The sequence below is a fragment of the Bradyrhizobium sp. I71 genome (genome assembly GCF_022354745.1).
GTDB lineage: Bacteria > Pseudomonadota > Alphaproteobacteria > Rhizobiales > Xanthobacteraceae > Bradyrhizobium > Bradyrhizobium liaoningense.
Genome location: NZ_CP059398.1, coordinates 557,531 through 580,298, shown reverse-complemented (window position 1 = coordinate 580,298; position 22,768 = coordinate 557,531). Strand labels below are relative to the sequence as shown.

The 22,768-nt window shown below is 63.5% G+C and carries 30 protein-coding genes; all 30 read left to right on the top strand.

Annotation, left to right across the window (positions count from 1 at the left end):
- The first annotated feature begins 80 nt into the window (after positions 1-80).
- Positions 81-2,135 (top strand): FAD-dependent oxidoreductase, encoded by a 2,055-nt coding sequence (locus FJV43_RS02770; RefSeq protein WP_239624455.1) that lies wholly within the window; start codon positions 81-83, stop codon positions 2,133-2,135.
- A gap of 115 nt (positions 2,136-2,250) precedes the next feature.
- A complete protein-coding gene (locus FJV43_RS02765; protein ID WP_239624453.1) occupies positions 2,251-4,275 on the top strand; it encodes an ABC transporter ATP-binding protein in 2,025 nt (674 codons plus the stop codon).
- An 851-nt stretch (positions 4,276-5,126) separates the two neighbouring features.
- A complete protein-coding gene (gene rpsL / locus FJV43_RS02760) occupies positions 5,127-5,498 on the top strand; it encodes a 30S ribosomal protein S12 (protein WP_007603006.1) in 372 nt (123 codons plus the stop codon).
- 15 nt (positions 5,499-5,513) lie between these two features.
- Positions 5,514-5,984 (top strand): 30S ribosomal protein S7, encoded by a 471-nt coding sequence (gene rpsG / locus FJV43_RS02755; RefSeq protein ID WP_018647239.1) that lies wholly within the window; start codon positions 5,514-5,516, stop codon positions 5,982-5,984.
- A 33-nt stretch (positions 5,985-6,017) separates the two neighbouring features.
- On the top strand, positions 6,018-8,090 hold the full coding sequence (fusA, locus tag FJV43_RS02750; RefSeq protein ID WP_239624451.1) for an elongation factor G: 2,073 nt from the start codon (positions 6,018-6,020) through the stop codon (positions 8,088-8,090).
- A gap of 40 nt (positions 8,091-8,130) precedes the next feature.
- The gene (gene tuf / locus FJV43_RS02745; RefSeq protein WP_028177965.1) at positions 8,131-9,321 is read left to right on the top strand and encodes an elongation factor Tu; all 1,191 of its coding nucleotides are present in this window, start codon (positions 8,131-8,133) and stop codon (positions 9,319-9,321) included.
- Positions 9,322-9,404: 83 nt separating this feature from the next.
- A complete protein-coding gene (gene rpsJ / locus FJV43_RS02740) occupies positions 9,405-9,713 on the top strand; it encodes a 30S ribosomal protein S10 (protein WP_002712302.1) in 309 nt (102 codons plus the stop codon).
- A gap of 98 nt (positions 9,714-9,811) precedes the next feature.
- Complete coding sequence (gene rplC, locus FJV43_RS02735) at positions 9,812-10,525, top strand: 50S ribosomal protein L3 (RefSeq protein ID WP_239624449.1); 714 nt, start codon at positions 9,812-9,814, stop codon at positions 10,523-10,525.
- A gap of 1 nt (position 10,526) precedes the next feature.
- Positions 10,527-11,147 (top strand): 50S ribosomal protein L4, encoded by a 621-nt coding sequence (gene rplD, locus FJV43_RS02730; RefSeq protein ID WP_018647243.1) that lies wholly within the window; start codon positions 10,527-10,529, stop codon positions 11,145-11,147.
- Positions 11,144-11,446: a 50S ribosomal protein L23 gene (locus FJV43_RS02725; protein WP_007603019.1), complete on the top strand. Its 303-nt coding sequence runs from the start codon at positions 11,144-11,146 to the stop codon at positions 11,444-11,446. Before rplD ends, FJV43_RS02725 begins: the two co-directional genes overlap by 4 nt.
- Before the next feature lie 12 nt (positions 11,447-11,458).
- Positions 11,459-12,292, top strand: a complete 834-nt coding sequence (rplB, locus tag FJV43_RS02720) for a 50S ribosomal protein L2 (protein WP_239624447.1) — start codon at positions 11,459-11,461, stop codon at positions 12,290-12,292.
- A gap of 12 nt (positions 12,293-12,304) precedes the next feature.
- Positions 12,305-12,583, top strand: a complete 279-nt coding sequence (gene rpsS, locus FJV43_RS02715) for a 30S ribosomal protein S19 (protein WP_008136357.1) — start codon at positions 12,305-12,307, stop codon at positions 12,581-12,583.
- Between the two features lie 10 nt (positions 12,584-12,593).
- Positions 12,594-12,980, top strand: coding sequence for a 50S ribosomal protein L22 (gene rplV, locus FJV43_RS02710; RefSeq protein WP_008136353.1), 387 nt, complete (start codon positions 12,594-12,596; stop codon positions 12,978-12,980).
- Positions 12,981-12,997: 17 nt separating this feature from the next.
- On the top strand, positions 12,998-13,723 hold the full coding sequence (rpsC, locus tag FJV43_RS02705; RefSeq protein WP_237861444.1) for a 30S ribosomal protein S3: 726 nt from the start codon (positions 12,998-13,000) through the stop codon (positions 13,721-13,723).
- A 29-nt stretch (positions 13,724-13,752) separates the two neighbouring features.
- Positions 13,753-14,166 (top strand): 50S ribosomal protein L16, encoded by a 414-nt coding sequence (rplP, locus tag FJV43_RS02700; protein ID WP_008136349.1) that lies wholly within the window; start codon positions 13,753-13,755, stop codon positions 14,164-14,166.
- Between the two features lie 5 nt (positions 14,167-14,171).
- The gene (gene rpmC / locus FJV43_RS02695) at positions 14,172-14,378 is read left to right on the top strand and encodes a 50S ribosomal protein L29 (protein ID WP_011088144.1); all 207 of its coding nucleotides are present in this window, start codon (positions 14,172-14,174) and stop codon (positions 14,376-14,378) included.
- A gap of 13 nt (positions 14,379-14,391) precedes the next feature.
- Positions 14,392-14,640: a 30S ribosomal protein S17 gene (gene rpsQ, locus FJV43_RS02690; RefSeq protein ID WP_028177969.1), complete on the top strand. Its 249-nt coding sequence runs from the start codon at positions 14,392-14,394 to the stop codon at positions 14,638-14,640.
- Positions 14,641-14,724: 84 nt separating this feature from the next.
- Positions 14,725-15,093: a 50S ribosomal protein L14 gene (rplN, locus tag FJV43_RS02685; RefSeq protein ID WP_007603030.1), complete on the top strand. Its 369-nt coding sequence runs from the start codon at positions 14,725-14,727 to the stop codon at positions 15,091-15,093.
- A complete protein-coding gene (rplX, locus tag FJV43_RS02680) occupies positions 15,093-15,407 on the top strand; it encodes a 50S ribosomal protein L24 (protein ID WP_028177970.1) in 315 nt (104 codons plus the stop codon). Before rplN ends, rplX begins: the two co-directional genes overlap by 1 nt.
- On the top strand, positions 15,400-15,957 hold the full coding sequence (rplE, locus tag FJV43_RS02675) for a 50S ribosomal protein L5 (protein ID WP_018647250.1): 558 nt from the start codon (positions 15,400-15,402) through the stop codon (positions 15,955-15,957). The genes rplX and rplE overlap by 8 nt, the downstream gene beginning before the upstream one ends.
- A 46-nt stretch (positions 15,958-16,003) precedes the next feature.
- Positions 16,004-16,309, top strand: coding sequence for a 30S ribosomal protein S14 (gene rpsN, locus FJV43_RS02670; RefSeq protein ID WP_239624445.1), 306 nt, complete (start codon positions 16,004-16,006; stop codon positions 16,307-16,309).
- Positions 16,310-16,323: 14 nt separating this feature from the next.
- The gene (gene rpsH / locus FJV43_RS02665; protein ID WP_131867594.1) at positions 16,324-16,722 is read left to right on the top strand and encodes a 30S ribosomal protein S8; all 399 of its coding nucleotides are present in this window, start codon (positions 16,324-16,326) and stop codon (positions 16,720-16,722) included.
- Between the two features lie 16 nt (positions 16,723-16,738).
- On the top strand, positions 16,739-17,272 hold the full coding sequence (rplF, locus tag FJV43_RS02660; RefSeq protein ID WP_239624443.1) for a 50S ribosomal protein L6: 534 nt from the start codon (positions 16,739-16,741) through the stop codon (positions 17,270-17,272).
- Between the two features lie 11 nt (positions 17,273-17,283).
- On the top strand, positions 17,284-17,646 hold the full coding sequence (gene rplR / locus FJV43_RS02655; RefSeq protein ID WP_024342458.1) for a 50S ribosomal protein L18: 363 nt from the start codon (positions 17,284-17,286) through the stop codon (positions 17,644-17,646).
- A gap of 47 nt (positions 17,647-17,693) precedes the next feature.
- The gene (rpsE, locus tag FJV43_RS02650) at positions 17,694-18,290 is read left to right on the top strand and encodes a 30S ribosomal protein S5 (protein ID WP_014494507.1); all 597 of its coding nucleotides are present in this window, start codon (positions 17,694-17,696) and stop codon (positions 18,288-18,290) included.
- A gap of 25 nt (positions 18,291-18,315) precedes the next feature.
- Positions 18,316-18,510 carry a 50S ribosomal protein L30 gene (gene rpmD / locus FJV43_RS02645; protein ID WP_027554162.1) on the top strand — a complete coding sequence of 65 codons (195 nt, stop codon included), beginning with the start codon at positions 18,316-18,318 and terminating at the stop codon, positions 18,508-18,510.
- Between the two features lie 75 nt (positions 18,511-18,585).
- The gene (rplO, locus tag FJV43_RS02640) at positions 18,586-19,071 is read left to right on the top strand and encodes a 50S ribosomal protein L15 (protein ID WP_239624441.1); all 486 of its coding nucleotides are present in this window, start codon (positions 18,586-18,588) and stop codon (positions 19,069-19,071) included.
- Between the two features lie 148 nt (positions 19,072-19,219).
- Positions 19,220-20,551 (top strand): preprotein translocase subunit SecY, encoded by a 1,332-nt coding sequence (gene secY / locus FJV43_RS02635; protein ID WP_239624439.1) that lies wholly within the window; start codon positions 19,220-19,222, stop codon positions 20,549-20,551.
- On the top strand, positions 20,548-21,759 hold the full coding sequence (locus FJV43_RS02630; RefSeq protein WP_239624437.1) for a preprotein translocase subunit SecY: 1,212 nt from the start codon (positions 20,548-20,550) through the stop codon (positions 21,757-21,759). Before secY ends, FJV43_RS02630 begins: the two co-directional genes overlap by 4 nt.
- Positions 21,756-22,646 carry an adenylate kinase gene (locus tag FJV43_RS02625; protein WP_239624435.1) on the top strand — a complete coding sequence of 297 codons (891 nt, stop codon included), beginning with the start codon at positions 21,756-21,758 and terminating at the stop codon, positions 22,644-22,646. The genes FJV43_RS02630 and FJV43_RS02625 overlap by 4 nt, the downstream gene beginning before the upstream one ends.
- Positions 22,647-22,768 lie beyond the last annotated feature (122 nt).

Below are 22,768 nucleotides of genomic sequence, written 5' to 3'. Positions count from 1 at the left end.
CCGTAAAAGCGCTTCTGCTAGGAGAGCTTAGACCGGTGGTCCCGTGATGGGGGGCAGCGCCGGAGGACCACGGAACTCACATGCTTGATCTCGCAATCGTAGGCGGCGGCCCCGGCGGGCTGATGAGCGCCTGGTATCTGAAGCGTAAGCTCGGCGATCTCTGCCGCGTCACCATCTACGAGGCCTCCGACCGGCTGGGCGGCAAGATCGTCACGCGCAAATTCGATTCGGCGCCCGCGATGTACGAGGCCGGCGTTGCCGAGATCTACGACTACTCGATGACGGGGCCGGACCCGCTGCGCGAGCTGATCCAGCATTTCGGCCTCCAGACCATTCCGATGGACGCCGAGCAGGTGCATTTCGGCGGCGAGCTCCTCAATGACGTGCCCGGCATGCGCCGCAAATACGGTGCCAAGACCGCGGCCGCGATCGAGGCATTCCGCGAGCGCTGCACCGAGATGTTGTCGCCGGTCGAATATTACGAGGGCGTCGGCGCGCACGACAACGAGAATCCCTGGGCCTACAAGACCGCCGAGCAGGTGCTCGACGAGGAGGTCGAGGACGAGACGGCAAAGCGTTTCTTCAAGGTGATGGCCCGCTCCGACATCGCGACCGAGAGCCACAACACCAACGGTCTCAACGCGCTCAAGAACTATCTGATGGATGTCGACGGCTATATCGGCCTCTATTCCATCCAGAACGGCAACGAGCAGCTGATCGAATGCCTGCAGTCGGAGGTCAATGCCGACATCCAGCTCAATCACCGCGTGCTCACCGTCGGCAAGGCGCCGACCGGCCGCTATCAGCTCAAGATGATGAACGGCAAGGGACCGGAGACGCGCGACTTCGATCTTGTCCTGGTCTGCCTGCCGCATTCCTGGCTCGCCACCCTTAGCTGGGAGGGCGAGCAGCTGCGCAAGTCGATGGTCAAGCACGTCGCCTATTTCGACCGCCCCGCGCACTATCTGCGCGTCTCGATCCTGTTCGACGAGCCGTTCTGGGGCGAGAAGATTCCGGGCGCCTGGTTCATGTCGGAGGCTTTCGGCGGCTGCTGCGTCTACAACGAGGGCGCGCGCCACGACGTCGGCAAGCATGGCGTTCTGAACTGGCTCATTCCCGGCTCCGACGCGCTGGCTTTCGCCAATCTGTCGGACCAGGAGCTGATCGATGCCGCCCTGAAATCGCTGCCGGCTTCTCTCGGCGATGCGCGTTCGCATTTCATGGAAGGCAAGATCCACCGCTGGCTGTCGTCGGTGAACGCGATTCCCGGCGGTCTGCCCGTACGCGACGTGATGACCAACCACCGGCCCGAGCCGAAGGAGCATCCCGGCATCGTGGTGGTCGGCGACTATCTGTTCGACTCGACGCTGAACGGCCTGCTCGATTCTTCGGATGCGGCGACCGACATCATCCTGACCGAGATGATGCGCCTGCGCCGCGAGCGCTCACAGGACGACAAGCCGCTGTCGGACAAGATCGATCGCGACTATTTCGAGAACTATCGCGGCCTCGGCCCCTATCATGAAGCGTGGCGGCACTTCACCGATCCCGATTACCTCACCAGGCTGATCGGCATCGTCTGGGGCAAGGCGACGGGCGCCAAGCTGCTGGTCGCGGGCTCCGCCAGCGGCGAACTGGTCGGCGCGCTGCGTGATCGCGGCATCGATGCGTGGGGAATCGAGAACAACCGCGCCATCCACGCCAAGACGCCGAAAGCGCTGAAGAAGTACAACAAGCTCGGCTCGATCACCGACATGCCGTTCAAGGACGGCATGTTCGACTTCGTGTTCGAGACCAGCCTCTGCCACGTGTCTCCGAAGCAGGTGGCCCGTGCGATCCGCGAGCTCAACCGCGTGGTCAAGACCGGCCTCGTGTTCGGCTCGATCACCTCGGACATGGCGCCGGCGCTGATCGACCGCTACGACCTGCTGCGCGGGGTCAAGAAGCTCGCCACTTGGTGGGAATGGTCCGAACTGTTCTTCGGCAACGGTTTCGACCTCTCGATGCACCGCAAGGATTGCACCGATGCGCTCTGGGAGGCGACGCTCGCCGCCAACAAGGGGCCGGGGCAGTGGTATGCCGACGCCGACAGTTTGCGCTATTCCTTCTTCGACAAGGTCGAGGACGAGGACTAGCCGCGGGGCGCGGATCGATTGGCCAATTGTTTTGCCGAATTCATTCTGATCGCATAGAATCGGTGCAATAGCGCATTCTCTGCGGTCATGCCGGCCGTCAGCATCGGTTGGTTTCATGGCATCCAAGCCTCTCTTGCCCGACAACAAGCCCGTCTCTGCCGACAAACAGAAGCTCGCCACGGACGAGGCGGTCGAACTCGACGACAAGCTCGCCTCCGCGACCAAGCCGGACCTCGAAGACGACGAGGACGGCGAAGACGAGGGGGACGACGAGCTGGAGCTCGACGAGGACGATGAGGACGAGGACCTCGTCGTCTATACCGCGAGCGAAGCCGCCGGCGCGCTCGCGACCATCGTCGGGTTCGTCAAGCCCTATCTGACGAACTACAAGCGGATGCTGTCATTCGTGGCGTTCGGCGTCTTCGTGGAGACGCTGTTCAACGTCATCATGCCGCTAAGTCTCAAGTTCCTGATCGACGAAGCGCTCGGCGAGGAGGATTTCCAGGCGCTGTACAAGATCCTCGGCGTGCTTGCGGTCGCCGGCATCTTCACCTCGATCGTTGCCGTCTGGTACGAGCGCTGGGATGCGCGCCTCGCCGCCTGCATCATCTCCGACGTCCGCAAGCGCCTGTTCGAGCACGTCCAGGACCTGCCGGCGGCTTATTTCGGCCGCACCAGGCGCGGCGAGATCCTGTCGCGCTTTTCGGTCGATCTCTCGGCCTTTGAAGGCTCGGTCAAGACCTTTGCCAACAGTGCCGCGCTGCCGTTCCTGGAACTGGTGGCCGGCATCATCCTGATGCTGTTCCTGAACTGGCAGCTCGCCGTCGTCGCGCTGCTGGTGTTTCCGATCACGCTGATCGGCCCGCGGATCCTGACGTCCAAGGCGGTGCAGGCCAACTACGAGCAGAAGCTCAACGAGTCGGCGCTGCTCGGCATGGTGCAGGAGAACGTGGCCGCCCAGGCCGTGATCAAGGCGTTCAGCCTGCAACGCAAGATGTTCGGCTTCTTCGCCTTGCGGAACGACGAGACCCGCAACAAGATCGCCTCGGCCGCCTTTCTCTCGACCATGGTGGAGCGGACGGTCACCATCTCGGTGCTGCTCCTGCACCTCGTGGTGCTCGCGATCGGCGCGTATCTCGCAACCAAGGGCCAGATCACCATCGGCACCTTCGTCACCTTCGAGAGTGCGTTCTGGGAGGTTTCCTACAACATCGCTCACGTGATGCATTTCATCCCGGTGTCGATCTCCTCGGCCGCCGCGATTCGCCACATCCAGGAACTGCTCGACGAGCCGACCCGCGGCGCCGATCGCCCCGGCGCGCCGGATCTACCGCGCATCACCAACGACATCACTTTCGATCACGTCACCTTCCGGTACGAGGGCAGTCAGACGCCGGTGCTGGACAATCTCAGCCTCAAGCTCAATGCCGGCAAGCGCATCGCGATCGTCGGCCCGAGTGGCTCCGGCAAGAGCACGCTGCTCAATCTGATCCTGCGGCTCTACGTGCCCGACGAAGGCCGCGTCACCATCGACGGCGTCGACGTTCGCAAGGTGACGCTGGATTCGCTGCGCCGGAGCATGGCGGTGGTGTTCCAGGAGAACATGCTGTTCAACATGTCGATCCGCGAGAACATCCGGCTCGGCAAAGAGGGGGCGACCGACGCGGAGGTGGAGGACGCGGCCAAGAAGGCCGAGATCCACCGCTACATCATGAGCCTGCCGCAGCGATACGACACGCCGGTCGGCGAGCGTGGAGACACGCTGTCTGGCGGCCAGCGCCAGCGCATCGCAATCGCACGCGCAATCATCCGCAACCCGTCGGTGCTGCTGCTGGACGAAGCCACCTCGGCACTCGACCAGACCACGGAAGCGGCGATCAACCGCACGCTGCTCAAGATCGCCAAGGGCCGCACCATGATCTGGTCGACTCACCGCCTGACCTCGGTGGTCGAGATGGACGAGATCATCGTGATTTCAGGGGGCAGGGCGATCGAGCGCGGCTCCCATGCCGAATTGCTCGCCAAGAACGGCACCTATCGCAAGCTGTGGAACGACCAGATCCACCAGCCGCATGGCGCGCCGGCTCACGACGACAGAAGCGATGACGACGAAGACGATGACGAAGAGGACGAGGAGTGACCGGGGCCGGGCACTGCAGCTCCGGCTCGGTGATTCCCGGATGCAAATCGTTCGGCCGGAGCCGAGCCGCTGATTTTTGGCTTCCTCAGGTTGGTGGCATCAACTCCTGCCGATCGATCCGCGCTGCCCGGAGATCGCTGGCGCGACCGGGTGTCACGGCAGGCAATTGCACTGGATCCCCGCCGCACAAGGCGGATTCGCTCACAAGCTGGGAAAAGGGCCTCGGTTTGGTAATAAAAGTATATTTAATCCGGGTATAATATCGTCGAGGCCGACGAAGCAGGTCCTTCGTTCCACGATCGGGCCGGCACGGTGAGGGCACCGAAGAGGCCATTTCTGCAGGCGCATGAAGCGCTTTCTGACTGTCGTTTCGCCTTGACTGGACCGATTCTCGCCTATAGAAAGCGCCTCACTTAACGACAGGCGGTGAGCATCGCCAGCGTCGGAACGGGCCACCCGTTGATCCCAAAGGACCAGTTCCACGAGGGATCGCTCAAGGCGGGCACCAACCTCGACGAATGCCGCTCAAACGCTGTCGATCATAGCTAGGCAATGCCAGTGCGACTTTAGGTCTCTTGAGCACGTTCTCTTGAGATCGAATTCGGATGCATGACCTCAGTGCACGGGCCGCGGCTTTACGCCGAGCGGCCTCGATACTGCGGTCCTCTGTGGCGTCGAAGCGCTTTCCGCTCGTTGATGGAGCGGTTGGCGCAATTTCGCTTTGTGCGGATTGTTCGCATGAGGCGGCCTCGTCGGGCGGGTGGCTCGAAAGAATTTGCGGTTCCGGCAACGGGCCGCGGCAAGACAGCGGACCCGGAAGGGGCCGCGGCAGAACAAAGGGTAAGGCCAGGATGCCGACGATCAACCAGCTGATCGCTCAACCGCGTGAAGTGCAGAAGTCGCGCAAGAAGGTGCCGGCGCTGCAGCAGTCGCCGCAGAAGCGTGGTGTTTGCACCCGCGTCTACACCACGACCCCGAAGAAGCCGAACTCGGCGCTTCGTAAGGTCGCCAAGGTGCGCCTGACCAATGGCTTCGAGGTGATCGGCTACATCCCCGGCGAGGGCCATAACCTCCAGGAGCACTCGGTGGTCATGATCCGCGGCGGCCGCGTCAAGGACTTGCCGGGCGTGCGCTACCACATCCTCCGCGGCGTTCTGGATACCCAGGGCGTCAAGAACCGTAAGCAGCGTCGTTCGAAGTACGGCGCCAAGCGTCCGAAGTAAGCGGGAACCAGGTCCATGTCTCGTCGCCATTCTGCTGAAAAGCGTGAAGTCCTTCCCGATCCGAAGTTCGGGAACATCATCGTCACGAAGTTCATGAACTCGGTGATGTACGCCGGCAAGAAGTCGGTCGCCGAAGGTATCGTCTACGGCGCGTTCGGCATCATCGAAAGCAAGACCAAGCAGAACCCGCTCGGCGTGTTCGAGCAGGCGCTCGAGAACGTCATGCCGACCATCGAGGTGCGCTCCCGCCGCGTCGGCGGCGCGACCTACCAGGTTCCGGTCGAGGTTCGCTCGACCCGCCGTCAGGCCCTGGGCATCCGTTGGCTGATCGCGGCTGCGCGCGAGCGCAACGAGAAGACGATGACCGAGCGGCTCTCGGCGGAGCTCTTGGACGCATCGAATAATCGGGGGAACGCCGTCAAGAAGCGCGAAGACGTGCACCGCATGGCGGAAGCCAACCGCGCCTTCTCGCACTATCGCTGGTAACGGCGCCACACTCGGACTCGCAAGGAACGACCCATGCCCCGCCAACATGCCATCGAGGATTACCGTAACTTCGGTATCATGGCGCATATCGACGCCGGCAAGACCACGACGACCGAGCGCATCCTCTATTACACCGGCAAGAGCCACAAGATCGGCGAAGTGCACGAAGGTGCCGCGACGATGGACTGGATGGAGCAGGAGCAGGAGCGTGGCATCACGATCACTTCGGCTGCCACCACCGCGTTCTGGAACGGCAAGCGCCTGAACATCATCGACACGCCTGGTCACGTCGACTTCACCATCGAGGTCGAGCGCAGCTTGCGCGTGCTCGACGGCGCCGTCTGCGTGCTCGACTCGAACCAGGGCGTCGAGCCCCAGACCGAGACCGTCTGGCGCCAGGGCGACAAGTACAAGGTTCCGCGCATCGTCTTCGCCAACAAGATGGACAAGATCGGTGCGGACTTCTTCAAGTGCCTGTCCGACATCGTCGACCGTCTGGGCGCGAAGCCCGTCGCGATCCAGCTTCCGATCGGTGCCGAGAACAACTTCAAGGGTCTCGTCGACCTCGTGAAGATGAAGGGCGTCGTCTGGAATGATGAAGCGCTCGGCGCCAAGTTCGACTATGTCGACATTCCGGAAGACCTCGTCGACCAGGCCAAGGAATACCGCGAGAAGATGGTGGAAGCCGCCGTCGAGCTCGACGACGACGCCATGGCCGCCTATCTCGACGGCAAGGAGCCGGACGAGGCGACGCTGAAGAGGCTGATCCGCAAGGCGGTGCTGACCGGCGCGTTCTATCCCGTGCTGTGCGGCTCGGCCTTCAAGAACAAGGGCGTGCAGCCGCTGCTCGATGCCGTCGTCGATTATCTGCCGTCGCCGCTCGACGTGCCTGCGATCAAGGGCACCGACGACAAGGGCAACGAAGTCGTGCGCAAGGCGGACGACAAGGAGCCCCTGGCGCTGCTCGCGTTCAAGATCATGGACGACCCGTTCGTCGGCACCATCACCTTCTGCCGCATCTACTCCGGCGTTCTGCAGAGCGGCACCGGCGTCGTGAACTCGACCCGCGAGAAGAAGGAGCGGATCGGGCGCATGCTCTTGATGCATGCGAACAACCGCGAGGACATCAAGGAAGCCTACGCGGGCGACATCGTCGCGCTGGCGGGCCTGAAGGAAGCGCGCACCGGTGACACGCTGTGCGATCCCGACAAGCAGGTGATCCTGGAGAAGATGGAATTCCCCGAGCCGGTCATCGAGATCGCGATCGAGCCGAAGTCCAAGGCCGACCAGGAGAAGCTGGGCGTGGCGCTGGCCAAGCTCGCTGCGGAGGATCCGTCCTTCCGCGTGTCGACCGACCACGAGTCCGGCCAGACCATCCTCAAGGGCATGGGCGAACTCCACCTCGACATCAAGGTCGACATCCTGAAGCGCACCTACAAGGTCGACGCCAATATCGGCGCGCCGCAGGTGGCTTTCCGTGAGCGCGTCACCAAGCGGGTGGAGCACAGCTACACCCACAAGAAGCAGACCGGCGGTACCGGCCAGTTCGCGGCCGTGTCGTTCATCGTCGAGCCGAACGAGCCCGGCAAGGGCTACGAGTTCGAATCGAAGATCGTCGGCGGCGCGGTGCCGAAGGAATACATCCCCGGCGTCGAGAAGGGCCTGGAGAGCGTGCTGTCGTCGGGCGTGGTCGCGGGCTTCCCCGTGGTCGACGTCAAGGTGACGCTCGTCGACGGCAAGTATCACGACGTCGACTCGTCGGCGCTCGCCTTCGAAATCGCTTCGCGCGCCTGCTTCCGCGAAGCGCTGCAGATGGGCAAGTCCGTCCTGCTCGAGCCGATCATGAAGGTCGAAGTGGTGACCCCGGAAGACTACACCGGCTCGGTCATCGGCGATCTGAATTCCCGGCGCGGTCAGATCCAGGGACAGGACATGCGCGGCAACGCCAACGTCATCAACGCGATGGTGCCGCTCATGAACATGTTCGGTTACGTGAACAATCTGCGCTCGATGAGCCAGGGTCGCGCGACCTTCACCATGCAGTTCGATCACTACGCAGAAGCGCCGGCCAACGTGTCGGCAGAAGTCCAGAAGAAGTTTGCCTGATTGTCGTCGGTCTCAAGCTGACGATTGAACGGAGAGTCAAATGGCCAAAGCAAAGTTTGAACGTAACAAGCCGCACTGCAACATCGGCACCATCGGTCACGTCGACCATGGCAAGACGTCGCTGACCGCGGCGATCACCAAGATCCTCGCCGAGACCGGCGGTGCGACGTTCACCGCGTACGACCAGATCGACAAGGCGCCGGAAGAGAAGGCCCGCGGCATCACGATCTCGACCGCGCACGTCGAGTACGAGACCCAGAATCGCCACTACGCCCACGTCGACTGCCCCGGCCACGCCGACTACGTGAAGAACATGATCACCGGTGCCGCCCAGATGGACGGCGCGATCCTGGTCGTGTCCGCCGCTGACGGCCCGATGCCGCAGACCCGCGAGCACATCCTGCTCGCCCGCCAGGTCGGCGTCCCCGCGCTCGTCGTGTTCCTCAACAAGTGCGACATGGTCGACGATCCGGAGCTGCTTGAGCTCGTCGAGCTCGAGGTCCGCGAACTGCTCTCGAAGTACGAATTCCCGGGCGACAAGATCCCGATCATCAAGGGTTCGGCGCTCGCCGCTCTCGAAGACTCCGACAAGAAGCTCGGCCACGACGCCATCCTCGAGCTGATGCGCAACGTCGACGAGTACATCCCGCAGCCGGAGCGTCCGATCGACCAGCCGTTCCTGATGCCGGTTGAAGACGTGTTCTCGATCTCTGGCCGCGGCACCGTGGTGACCGGCCGTGTCGAGCGCGGCGTCGTCAAGGTCGGCGAGGAAATCGAGATCGTCGGTCTCCGCGCCACCCAGAAGACCACCGTCACCGGCGTTGAAATGTTCCGCAAGCTGCTCGATCAGGGCCAGGCCGGCGACAACATCGGCGCGCTGCTCCGCGGCACCAAGCGCGAGGACGTCGAGCGCGGCCAGGTTCTGGCCAAGCCCGGTTCTGTCAAGCCGCACACCAAGTTCAAGGCTGAGGCCTACATCCTCACCAAGGAAGAGGGCGGTCGCCACACTCCGTTCTTCACCAACTACCGTCCGCAGTTCTACTTCCGCACCACCGACGTGACCGGTGTCGTGCACCTGCCGGAAGGCACCGAGATGGTGATGCCGGGCGACAACATCGCGATGGAAGTGCACCTGATCGTGCCGATCGCGATGGAAGAGAAGCTCCGCTTCGCGATCCGCGAAGGTGGCCGCACCGTCGGCGCCGGCGTCGTCGCCTCGATCATCGAGTAACAAGCGAATAGGGAATGGTGAGTGGCGAATAGGGGATTCTATTCGCTACTCGCTACTCGCCACTCACTAGAGAAAGCACGGCAATGAACGGCCAAAACATTCGTATCCGTCTCAAGGCGTTCGACCATCGTATCCTCGATACGTCGACCCGCGAGATCGTGAACACGGCGAAGCGCACCGGCGCGCAGGTCCGCGGACCCATTCCGCTGCCCACGCGCATCGAGAAGTTCACCGTCAACCGTTCGCCCCACGTGGACAAGAAGAGCCGCGAACAGTTCGAGATGCGCACCCACAAGCGCCTGCTCGACATCGTCGATCCGACCCCGCAGACCGTCGATGCTTTGATGAAGCTCGACCTGGCCGCCGGTGTCGACGTCGAGATCAAGCTCTGAGCAAGACCCCGAGAAGTGGGCACCGGTTCTCGGACCGGGTCTTGCTCACTACGAAGATTAGCTAGTCCGCAAGGACAGAAAGAACAGGAAGCAAGCCGATGCGCTCCGGAGTGATCGCACAAAAGGTCGGGATGACGCGGGTCTTCACGGAGGCCGGCGAACATATCCCCGTGACCGTGCTGAAGCTCGGCAATTGCCAGGTCGTAGGCCACCGCACCGAAGAGAAGAACGGTTACGTCGCGCTCCAGCTCGGTTCTGGCGGCCGCAAGACCGTTTACATGCCGAAGGCCGAGCGCGGCCAGTTCGCGGTCGCCAAGGTCGAGCCGAAGCGCCGGGTCGAGGAATTCCGGGTCAGCGCGGATGCGATGATCCCGGTCGGCGCCGAGATCCAGGCGGATCACTTCGTCGTCGGCCAGTTCGTCGACGTCACCGGCACCTCGGTCGGTAAGGGCTTCGCCGGCGGCATGAAGCGCTGGAACTTCGGCGGTCTGCGCGCCACGCACGGTGTGTCGATCTCGCACCGCTCGATCGGTTCGACCGGTGGCCGTCAGGACCCCGGCAAGACCTGGAAGAACAAGAAGATGCCCGGCCACATGGGTGTCGATCGCATCACCACGCTCAACCTTCGCGTCGTCCAGACCGATGTCGAGCGCGGCCTGATCCTCGTCGAAGGCGCCGTTCCCGGCTCCAAGGGCGGTTGGATCCGCGTGCGCGACGCCGTCAAGAAGCCGCTGCCGAAGGAAGCCCCGAAGCCCGGCAAGTTCAAGGTTGCTGGCGACGCGGAAGCCGCTCCGGCTGCGCAGGAGGCGTGAGATGGAATTGAAGGTCACCACCCTCGAAGGTAAGGAAGCCGGCTCGGTCCAGCTCTCCGACGCCATTTTCGGCCTCGAGCCGCGCGAGGACATCATCGCGCGCTGCGTGCAGTGGCAGCTCAACAAGCGCCAGGCCGGCACGCACAAGGCCAAGGGTCGCGCCGAGATCTGGCGCACAGGCAAGAAGATGTACAAGCAGAAGGGCACCGGCGGTGCTCGTCACGGCTCGGCCCGCGTGCCGCAGTTCCGCGGCGGCGGCCGTGCCTTCGGTCCGGTGGTGCGTTCGCACGCCACCGACCTGCCGAAGAAGGTCCGCGCGCTCGCCCTCAAGCATGCGCTCTCGGCCAAGGCCAAAGACGGCGATCTCGTCGTGATCGAGAAGGCCGCGCTGGAAGCCGCCAAGACCAAGGCGCTGCTCGGTCACTTCTCGGGTCTGGGCTTGACCAACGCGCTGATCATCGACGGCGCCGAGCTCAACAACGGTTTTGCCGCCGCGGCCCGCAACATCCCGAACATGGACGTGCTGCCGATCCAGGGCATCAACGTCTATGACATCCTGCGCCGTCAGAAGCTCGTTCTGACCAAGGCCGCCATCGATGCGCTGGAGGCGCGCTTCAAATGACGAAGAACATCGAGCCTCGCCACTACGACGTGATCCTGTCGCCGGTCGTGACCGAGAAGGCGACGATCGCCTCGGAGCACAACAAGGTGCTGTTCAAGGTGGCCGCAAAGGCGACCAAGCCGCAGATCAAGGAAGCGATCGAGAAGCTGTTCGACGTCAAGGTCAAGAGCGTCAACACGTTGGTCCGGAAGGGCAAGACGAAGATCTTCCGCGGCAATCTCGGCTCGCAGTCGAATTCCAAGCGCGCGATCGTGACCCTCGAAGAGGGTCACCGGATCGACGTGACCACCGGTCTGTAAGGTCGTACGACGATGGCACTGAAGACATTCAATCCCACGACGCCGGGCCAGCGCCAGCTGGTCATGGTCGATCGTTCGGCCCTGTACAAGGGCAAGCCGGTCAAGGCGCTCACCGAGGGCAAGCACTCCGCGGGCGGTCGCAACAACACCGGTCGCATCACCGTGCGCTTCCGCGGCGGCGGTCACAAGCGGACGCTGCGCACCGTGGATTTCAAGCGCGAGAAGATCGACGTCCCCGCGACCGTCGAGCGTCTCGAGTACGATCCCAACCGCACCGGCTTCATCGCGCTGATCAAGTATCAGGACGGCGAGCAGGCCTACATCCTGGCGCCTCAGCGCCTGGCCGTGGGTGACACGATCGTCGCCGGCAACTATGTCGACGTGAAGCCGGGCAACGTCATGCCGCTCGGCAACATGCCGGTCGGCACGATCATCCACAACATCGAGGTCAAGATCGGGAAGGGCGGCCAGCTCGCCCGTTCCGCAGGCACCTATGCCCAGCTCGTCGGCCGCGACCAGGATTACGTCATCATCCGCCTGAATTCGGGCGAGCAGCGCCTGGTGCACGGCCGTTGCCGCGGCACGATCGGCGCGGTGTCGAACCCCGATCATATGAACACCTCGATCGGTAAGGCCGGCCGTAACCGTTGGCTGGGCCGCAAGCCGCATAACCGCGGTGTTTCGATGAACCCGATCGACCATCCGCACGGCGGTGGTGAAGGTCGTACCTCGGGCGGCCGTCATCCGGTCACTCCGTGGGGCAAGCCGACCAAGGGCAAGAAGACCCGCACCAACAAGTCGACCAACAAATTCATTCTCCTAAGCCGCCACAAGCGGAAGAAGTAAGGAACGCCGGACATGGTTCGTTCAGTCTGGAAAGGCCCGTTCGTCGAGGGTTCTCTGCTCAAGAAGGCAGATGCCGCGCGCGCGTCCGGCCGTCACGACGTCATCAAGATCTGGAGCCGTCGCTCGACGATCCTGCCGCAGTTCGTCGGCCTGACCTTCGGCGTCTACAACGGTCAGAAGCACGTGCCGGTGGCCGTCAACGAGGAAATGGTGGGTCACAAGTTCGGCGAGTTCTCGCCGACCCGGACCTTCCATGGCCACTCCGGCGACAAGAAAGCCAAGAAGGCTTGAGGATTACACGATGAGCAAACCTAAGCGCGAACGGAGCCTCGCCGAGAACGAGGCCAAGGCGGTCGCCCGGATGCTGCGGGTGAGCCCGCAGAAGCTCAACCTGGTTGCCCAGCTCATTCGCGGCCGGAAGGCAGCTGCTGCGCTCGCCGACCTGCAGTTTTCGCGCAAGCGGATCGCGGTCGATGTCAAGAAGTGCCTGGAATCGGCTATCGCCAATGCCGAGAACAACCACGACCTCGACGTCGACGATCTCGTCGTGGCGCAGGCCTTCGTGGGCAACGGCCTCGTGATGAAGCGTTTCGCCGCTCGCGGCCGCGGCCGCTCGGGCCGTGTCTACAAACCATTTTCGCAGCTGACGATCATCGTTCGTCAGGTCGAAGCCGAAGCAGCCGCTTAAGGGCGCAGGAGAACACGATGGGTCAAAAGATCAATCCGATCGGTCTGCGTCTCGGCATCAACCGGACCTGGGATTCCCGCTGGTTCGCCGGCAAGCAGGAATACGGCAAGCTGCTGCACGAGGACGTCAAGATCCGCGAGATCCTGCACAAGGAGCTGAAGCAGGCGGCCGTCGCCCGCATCGTGATCGAGCGTCCGCACAAGAAGTGCCGCGTCACCATCCACTCGGCCCGTCCGGGCGTGGTGATCGGCAAGAAGGGCGCGGACATCGACAAGCTGCGCAAGAAGGTCGCGGATATCACCTCGTCCGACGTCGTCATCAACATCGTCGAGATCCGCAAGCCGGAGCTCGATGCGACGCTGGTGGCCGAGTCGATCGCGCAGCAGTTGGAGCGCCGCGTGGCGTTCCGCCGCGCCATGAAGCGCGCCGTGCAGTCGGCGATGCGTCTCGGCGCGGAAGGCATCCGCATCAACTGCTCGGGACGTCTCGGCGGTGCGGAAATCGCGCGCATGGAGTGGTATCGCGAAGGTCGCGTGCCGCTGCACACGCTGCGCGCGGACATCGACTACGGCGTCGCGACCGCGTTCACGACCTTCGGCACCTGCGGTGTCAAGGTCTGGATCTTCAAGGGCGAGATCCTCGAGCACGATCCGATGGCCCAGGACAAGAGAATGGCCGAGGGCGAGACGGGCGGCGGTGGCGATCGCGGTGGCCGTCAGCGCCGCGACACGGCTGCAGCCTGAGCTGCACCAGAATTTGAGGGCTTGAAGCCATGATGCAACCTAAGAAAACGAAGTTCCGGAAGGCGCACAAGGGCCGCATCCACGGCGTTGCGTCTTCGGGCGCGACGTTGGCGTTCGGCCAGTTCGGCCTGAAGGCGACCGAGCCTGAGCGCGTCACCGCGCGCCAGATCGAAGCCGCCCGCCGCGCGCTGACCCGCCACATGAAGCGCGCCGGCCGCGTCTGGATCCGCGTGTTCCCCGACGTTCCGGTGTCGAAGAAGCCGGCCGAAGTCCGCATGGGCTCCGGCAAGGGTTCGCCGGAACTCTGGGTCGCGCGCGTCAAGCCGGGCCGGGTGCTGTTCGAGATCGACGGCGTCAACACCCAGACCGCGCGTGAGGCGCTGACCCTGGCGGCGGCCAAGCTGCCGATCAAGACGCGCTTCGTCGAGCGCATTGCGGAGTAATGGCCATGGCCCAGATGAAGATCGAAGACATCCGCGCGATGAGCCCCGACCAGCAGGATGACGCCATCCTGAATCTGAAGAAGGAGCGCTTCAACCTGCGCTTCCAGCGTGCCACCGGGCAGCTCGAGAACACCTCGCGCCTGCGCGAGGCCCGCCGTGACATCGCCCGGATCAAGACCGTCGCCGCGCAGACGCGCGCCAAGAAGAAGTAAGAGGCTTACGAAGATGCCGAAACGTACTTTGCAGGGCGTGGTCGTCAGCGACAAGCAAGCCAAGACCATTGTGGTGCGTGTCGATCGCCGCTTCACGCACCCGATCTACAAGAAGACCATCCGCCGGTCGAAGAACTACCACGCGCACGACGAGAGCAACGAGTTCAAGCCGGGCGACATGGTGTGGATCGAGGAAACGAAGCCGATTTCGAAGTTGAAGCGCTGGGTCGTGATCCGGGGCGAACACAAGAAAAGCGCCTGATCTGTTGGCTCTAGCCGACTGACTTCAGGGAAATGTTGAGCGCCGGCTGGGCTGGCGCAAAGAGAAAGAGGACGAGGTGCATCAATGATTCAGATGCAGACCAACCTCGACGTGGCCGACAATTCTGGCGCACGCCGTGTCATGTGTATCAAGGTGCTCGGAGGCTCCAAGCGCCGCTACGCCACGATCGGCGACATCATCGTCGTGTCGATCAAGGAAGCGATTCCGCGTGGCAAGGTGAAGAAGGGCGACGTGATGAAGGCCGTCGTGGTGCGCGTCCGCAAGGACATCCGCCGCGCCGACGGTTCGGTCATCCGCTTCGACCGCAACGCCGCCGTGCTGATCAACAACCAGTCCGAGCCGGTCGGCACCCGTATCTTCGGGCCCGTGCCGCGCGAGCTGCGCGCCAAGAACCACATGAAGATCATCTCGCTCGCGCCGGAGGTGCTGTGATGGCTGCGAAGATCCGCAAGGGCGACAAGGTCGTCGTGCTGACGGGCCGCGACAAGGGCCGCACCGGCGAAGTGTTCGAGGTGCGTCCCGACGCCGGGACCGCGCTCGTGCGCGGCATCAACGTGGTCAAGCGTCACCAGAAGCAGACGCAGGCCCAGGAGGGCGGCATCATCTCGAAAGAGGCGCCGATCCAACTGTCCAACATCGCGTATGTCGGCAAGGACGGAAAGCCGACCCGCATCGGATTCAAGATTCTGGCGGACGGCAAGAAGGTCCGCATCGCCAAGAGCTCGGGAGCTGAGATCGATGGCTGAGGCCGCTTACACGCCGCGCCTGCGCGCGGAATATGATGCGAAGATCCGCACGGCTCTGACCGAGAAGTTCGGTTATGAGAACGTGATGCAGGTTCCGCGCCTGGACAAGGTCGTGCTGAACATGGGCGTTGGCGATTCCGTCAACGACCGCAAGAAGGCCGAGACCGCCGCTGCCGAGCTGACCCAGATCGCCGGCCAGAAGGCGATCGTGACCTATTCGCGTATCGCGATCGCGACCTTCAAGCTGCGTGAGAACCAGCCGATCGGCTGCAAGGTCACGCTGCGCAAGGCTCGCATGTACGAGTTCATCGATCGCCTGGTGACGGTCGCGCTGCCGCGCGTCCGCGACTTCCGCGGCCTGAACCCGAAGAGCTTCGACGGCCGCGGCAACTACTCGCTCGGCATCAAGGAACACATCATTTTCCCCGAGATCGACTTCGACAAGGTCACGGAAGCCCGCGGTATGGACATCACCGTCTGCACCACGGCCAAGACCGACGAAGAGGCGAGGGCCTTGTTGACCGCTTTCAATTTCCCGTTCCGGCAGTGAGACGCTGACCTAGAGCCTCTCAAACGCGGATACCCAGGAGCCAAGCATGGCAAAGAAGAGTTCAGTCGAGAAGAACAACAGGCGCAAGCGGATGGTGAAGAACGCCGCCGCCAAGCGTGAGCGGTTGAAGGCGATCATCGTCGACAAGACGCTGCCGATGGAGGAGCGGTTCGCCGCGACCCTGAAGCTGGCGGAAATGCCGCGCAATTCGTCGGCGACCCGCATCCGCCTGCGCTGCGAGCTGTCGGGCCGCCCGCGGTCGAACTACCGCAAGAACAAGCTGTCCCGTATCGCGCTGCGCGACCTTGGCTCCAAGGGCATGGTCCCGGGCCTCGTGAAGTCCAGCTGGTAAGGAGGGTCGTTTAGATGTCAACGCACGATCCAATCAGCGATCTGATCACCCGTATCCGCAACGCGCAGATGCGTTCGAAGTCCAAGGTTTCCACGCCTGGCTCGAAGATGCGCGAGAACGTGCTCGAGGTTCTGAAGGCCGAGGGCTACATCCGCGGTTACGCCACGCTCGAGCATTCCTCGGGCCGCAGCGAGATCGAGATCGAGCTGAAGTATTTCGACGGCGAGCCCGTCATCCGCGAGATTGAGCGCGTTTCCAAGCCCGGGCGTCGCGTCTACGCCTCGGTGAAGAACCTGCCGCGGGTGAACAACGGACTCGGCATTTCGGTGTTGTCGACGCCGAAGGGGATCATGGCCGACCACAGCGCGCGCGACGCGAATGTGGGCGGTGAAGTCCTCTTCACGGTGTTCTGAGAAGGATTTTCGATCCATGTCACGTGTTGGCAAAAAGCCTGTGGCGGTGCCGTCGGGCGTTACCGCGACCGTCGACGGCCAGACCGTCAAGATGAAGGGGCCGAAGGGCCAGCTTCAGTTCATCGTCCATGACGACGTCGAGGTGAAGCTCGAGAACGGCCAGGTCAAGGTCAAGCCGCGGACCGAGACCAACCGCGCGCGGGCGCTGTACGGTACCGCTCGCGCCCAGGTCGCGAATCTGGTCGAAGGCGTCACCAAGGGCTTCGAGAAGAAGCTCGAGATCACCGGCGTCGGCTATCGCGCCGCGATGCAGGGCAAGAACCTGCAGCTCGCGCTCGGCTACAGCCACGACGTGATCTATCCGATCCCCGAGGGGATCACGATCACGGTGCCGAAGCCGACCGAGATCACGGTGGCGGGCAGCGACGTCCAGCGCGTCGGTCAGGTCGCCGCCGAGATCCGCTCCTATCGTCCGCCGGAGCCCTACAAGGGCAAGGGCGTGAAGTATGTGGGCGAATTCATCTTCCGCAAGGAAGGCAAGAAGAAGTAACGGAGCCGGTCATGTCGAAAGCCAAGGTTACGAATGCCCGGCGCAAGCGGAGTGTGCGGCTGAAGCTGCGCCGTTCCGCCGGCGGCCGTCCGCGCCTGTCAGTGTTCCGCTCGTCCAAGCACATCTACGCCCAGGTCATCGACGACCTGAAGGGCGAGACGCTGGCCTCCGCCTCCTCGCTCGAGAAGTCGATGCGCGACGGCGGCAAGACCGGCGCCGACATCGATGCGGCGAAGGCGGTCGGCAAGTTGCTGGCCGAGCGCGCGGCCGAGAAGGGCGTCAAGGAAGTCGTGTTCGATCGCGGCAGCTATCTCTACCACGGGCGCGTCAAGGCTCTTGCCGACGCGGCGCGTGAGAGCGGGCTGAGCTTCTAACAGAATTTGAGGATTGGGGCGCAAGCCTCTGAAGGATTGGAAAAACCATGGCAGCTGAACGCGAACAACGTGGTGGACGCGATCAACGCGGCGGCGGACGTGAACGCAGGGAGCGCGAGGAGCGCGACAGCGAGTTCGTTGACAAGCTCGTCCACATCAATCGCGTGGCCAAGGTCGTCAAGGGCGGCAAGCGCTTCGGTTTCGCAGCGCTGGTCGTGATCGGCGACCAGAAGGGTCGTGCCGGCTTCGGTCACGGCAAGGCGCGCGAGGTGCCCGAGGCGATCCGCAAGGCGACCGAGTCCGCCAAGCGCAACCTGACGCGCGTGTCGCTGCGCGAGGGCCGCACGCTCCATCACGACATCGCCGGCCGTCATGGCGCGGGCCGTGTCTACCTGCGTGCAGCTCCGGCCGGTACCGGCATCATCGCCGGCGGTCCGATGCGCGCCGTGTTCGAAACGCTCGGCGTCCAGGACGTGGTGGCGAAGTCGATCGGCTCGTCGAACCCGTACAACATGGTGCGCGCGACCTTTGACGCGCTGAAGCATCAGGATTCGCCGCGCTCGGTCGCTGCCCGCCGCAACATCAAGGTGTCCACCCTCCAGTCCCGCCGTATCGGTGGCGACGCAGAGGCGGCTGCCGACTAACGGAAGCTTTTCGGAGTAGACCACGATGGCCAAGGCCGCAAAGACGATCAAGCTCGAGCAGACCGGCAGCGCGATCCGCCGCCATCACTCGCAGCGTTCGACGCTGATCGGGCTCAAGCTCAACAAGATCGGCCGTATCAGCGAACTGCCGGACACCCCGGCGGTCCGCGGCATGATCGAGAAGGTTCACCATCTCGTCCGCATCGTCGACGAGAAGTAAGCAAAGGCGCACGATCCCGAAGAGCGGGAAGCGGTTTTCGGTGAAGATCGTGCGCAAGACACAAGGAGAAGGGCGATGAAGCTCAGCGATATCGCCGACAACGCCGGCTCGCGCAAGAAGCGTATGCGCGTCGGCCGCGGCATCGGTTCCGGCAAGGGCAAGCAGTCCGGCCGCGGCGGCAAGGGCCAGACCGCGCGTTCGGGCGTGCGCATCAAGGGTTTCGAAGGCGGCCAGATGCCGATGCATCGCCGTCTGCCCAAGCGCGGCTTCAACAACATCTTCCGCATCGAGTTCGCCGAGATCAATCTCGACCGGCTCCAGGAAGCGGTCGATGCCAAGAAGATCGACGCCGGCAGCGTCGTGAACGTCGAGGCCCTGGTGAAGGGCGGCGTGCTGCGCCGCGCCAAGGGCGGCGTGCGGCTGCTCGGCCGCGGCGAGCTCAAGTCCAAGCTCAACATCGAAGTGCATGGCGCCACCAAGACTGCAATCGCGGCGGTCGAGAAGGCCGGCGGCTCGGTGAAGATCCTCGCCCCTGCCAAGGAAGAAGGCGAGGCGGCGTAACAACTGCGTCATTGGCCCGCGGCTCGCGGGCCTTTACGCATGCGGGACGTGGACTTATCGAAGCCGAGCCCCAGATAATGTCCGGCGTCCGCTAAAGTAGCCCGGCCGCGGGCATGACGGCGCAACAGGCGGCGGGAGAAAGTCCAAGATGGTCTCTGCAGCGGAACAACTGGCAGCCAATCTCAATTTCGGCGCGTTCGCCAAGGCCGACGAACTGAAGAAGCGCATCTGGTTCACCCTGGGTGCGCTGCTCGTTTATCGGCTCGGGACCTACATCCCGCTGCCCGGGATCGATCCGAACATCTGGGAGCAGGTGTTCCGCTCGCAGGCGGGCGGCATCCTCGGCATGTTCAACATGTTCGCCGGCGGCGGCATCCACCGCATGGCGATCTTTGCGCTGAACATCATGCCGTACATCTCGGCCTCGATCATCATCCAGCTCCTCACCACCGTCTCGCCGCAGCTCGAGGCGCTGAAGAAGGAAGGCGAGGCCGGCCGCAAGACGCTGAATCAGTACACCCGCTATCTGACGGTCATCCTGGCCGCGTTCCAGTCCTACGGGATCGCGGTAGGTCTCGAAGGCGCCGGCAACGTCGTCAGCGAGCCCGGCCTGTTCTTCCGCCTGTCCACGGCGATCACGCTGACCGGCGGCACCATGTTCCTGATGTGGCTGGGCGAGCAGATCACCTCGCGTGGCATCGGCAACGGCATCTCGCTGATCATTCTCGCCGGCATCGTCGCCGAGCTGCCCGCGGCGCTCGCCAGCATGCTCGAGCTCGGCCGTCAGGGCGCGATGTCGACCGGCCTGATCCTGGTCGTCATCATCATGGCCGTCGCCGTGATTGCCTTCATCGTGTTCATGGAGCGCGCGCAGCGCCGCCTCCTGATCCAGTATCCGAAGCGCCAGGTCGGCAACAAGATGTTCGAGGGCCAGTCCTCGCATCTGCCGCTCAAGCTCAACACCTCGGGCGTGATCCCGCCGATCTTCGCGTCCTCGCTGCTCTTGCTGCCGACCACGGTGGCGAACTTCAATGCGGGCAGCGGGCCGGAATGGTTCCAGTGGATCAACACCCAGCTCGGCCATGGCCGCCCGCTGTTCCTGATCATGTATCTGGCGCTGATCGTGTTCTTCGCCTTCTTCTACACCGCGATCGTGTTCAACCCGACCGAGACCGCGGACAATCTGAAGAAGCACGGCGGCTTCATTCCGGGCATCCGTCCTGGCGAGCGCACTGCCGAATATATCGACTACGTGCTGTCGCGCATTACCGTGCTCGGCGCGATTTATCTGGCGATCGTCTGCCTGATTCCCGAGATCCTGATCTCCTACGCGTCGGTGCCGTTCTATTTCGGCGGCACCTCGCTGCTGATCGTCGTCAGTGTCACCATGGATACGGTGGCGCAGGTCCAGGGCTATCTTCTGGCCCATCAGTATGAAGGCCTGATCCGGAAGTCCAAGCTGCGCGGCCGCCGTAGATGAGCCGGGAGCTCGCGCGCCGAATCGCTTTCACGATCGGCGCGCTTCTCCTCTTCAGGCTGGGCACGCAGATCCCGATCGCGGGGCTGGATGTTTCGCGCCTCTCGTCGCTACCCGATTTCAACGGCCGCCTTTCGCTGTTTTCGCTCGGCCTCGTTCCCTATCTGACTGCGGCGATCTTTGTCCGGTTGCTGTCGTTGGTGTGGCGCGGCCTTAGTTCGCTCGAGCGGTCGGGCGAGGACGGCCGACGCAAGGTGGCCCGCGCCACGCTCGGACTCACGCTGGCTCTTGCCGCCTTTCAGGCTTACGGCATCTCCTCCGCGCTGATCTCCATTCCGCAGCTCGTCAGGGATCCCGACGGCTGGTTCGTGCTGACGGCCACGGCCTCGATGATCGGCGGCGTCGTTGTGCTGGTGTGGCTGAGCGAACAGATCACCCGCTACGGCATTGGCAACGGTCTGGCGCTGATCTTGAGTGTCGGCATGCTCGCCTCCCTGCCGCGAGACGTCGCCGGCATCGCAGATGTCGTGCGGAGCGGGGCGATCTCGGGCAATCTCGTGTTCTTCCATGCCGTGTTCTGGGTCGCGACCGTCGCTGTCATCGTGCTTGTCGAAGGCGCACGGCGAAATGTTCGGGTCCAGTTCGGCGCGCTCAATGTCGGCGCACGGCAACTGCCGGTGCGCGAAGCGGTGCTGCCGATCAAGCTCAACAGCGCGGGGTTCCTGATTCCGGTCACCATGGCGCCGTGGATCTTCTTTCTTCCGCTCGCCCTTGCGGGCCTCGTCATGGGCGCCGATCACCCCTTGGTCGCCGCGGCCTATCACCATCTTCAGCTGGGGCAGCCGGTGCACCTCATCCTCGTATCCGTCGCGGTGTTCGTGCTGGCCTTCGTCTACACCGCTTATGTCATCGATCCCGAGTACACGGCCAAATCCCTGGCGCAACGCGACGGCATCATTTCCGGTGTCGCGCCCGGCGAGGCGACCGCCGCCTATCTCGATCGCGTCGTGTCATTGACGACGGTCATCGGAGCCGTCTACCTGACGGCGTTGCAGTTGATTCCGGAGGTGTTCGACCTTTACGGGATCGGTCTGCCTTATAGTATGGTCGTCAATGGTGGTGCTGCGCTGGTTGTGGTTTGCACCGCTCTTGATATCAAGGCACAGGTGCGCGACGTATCGCTCACCAATCCGGGGGGCGTACGCCGATGAGAATTATACTTCTGGGACCGCCGGGGTCGGGCAAGGGGACCCAGGCGCAACTCTTGGTGCAGCGCTATGGCATCGTCCAGCTCTCGACCGGCGAGATGCTACGCGCGGCGGTTGCGGCCGGAACGCCGGTCGGGCTGAAGGCCAAGGAGATCATGGCCGGTGGCGGCCTCGTTCCGGACGAGGTCGTGGTCGGAATCATCTCCGACCGGATCGACCAGCCGGACGCCAGGAACGGTTTCATCCTCGACGGTTTCCCGCGCACCGTGCCGCAGGCCGAGGCGCTGGATGAGCTGCTCAAGCAGAAGCATCTCAAGCTCGACGCCGTGATCGAGCTCCGCGTCAACGAGAGCGCGCTCTTGAACCGCGTCGAGACCCGTGTTGCCCAGATGCGCGAGCGCGGCGAGGAGGTCCGGGTCGACGATACCCCTGAGGTCCTGACCAAGCGGTTGGCCAGCTACCGCAGCCAGACGGAACCGCTGATTCACTACTATTCCGAGCGGCGGAAGCTCTCGACCATCGACGGCATGATGGCCATCGACGAGGTCACCCGCGCCATCCACCGCCAGCTTTTGGCGCTCGGCGCGGTCGAGCCCAAGACCCACTCGAGAAGCGCGGCCAAGACGGCGCCGGCCAAAAAGGCCAAGGCGGCGAAGAAATCGGCCAAAAAGCCGGCGAAGGCAGCCAAAAAGGCGGCCAAATCGGCCAAAACTGCAAAAAAGGCGGTCAAGAAAGCCGTGAAGGGTTCCAAGACCGCTGCCAAGACCGCTACCAAGACCGCGACCAAGAAAACGGCCAAAAAGGCCGCAAAAACGACCGCCAAGAAGGCCGTCAAAAAGGGTGCCAAAAAGACCGCAAAAAAGGTCACGAAAAAGCGAGCCAAGCGCTAGCAGCGGTTGACGAAAGCCCCCGGAATCCCCTAATAAGCCCCGCATCCAAGTCGGATAGTTTCAGACGATGCCGGGCCCCAGGAAGACCGGGGGTGGGCGTCGTGTTCGCGTTTGTGAACACC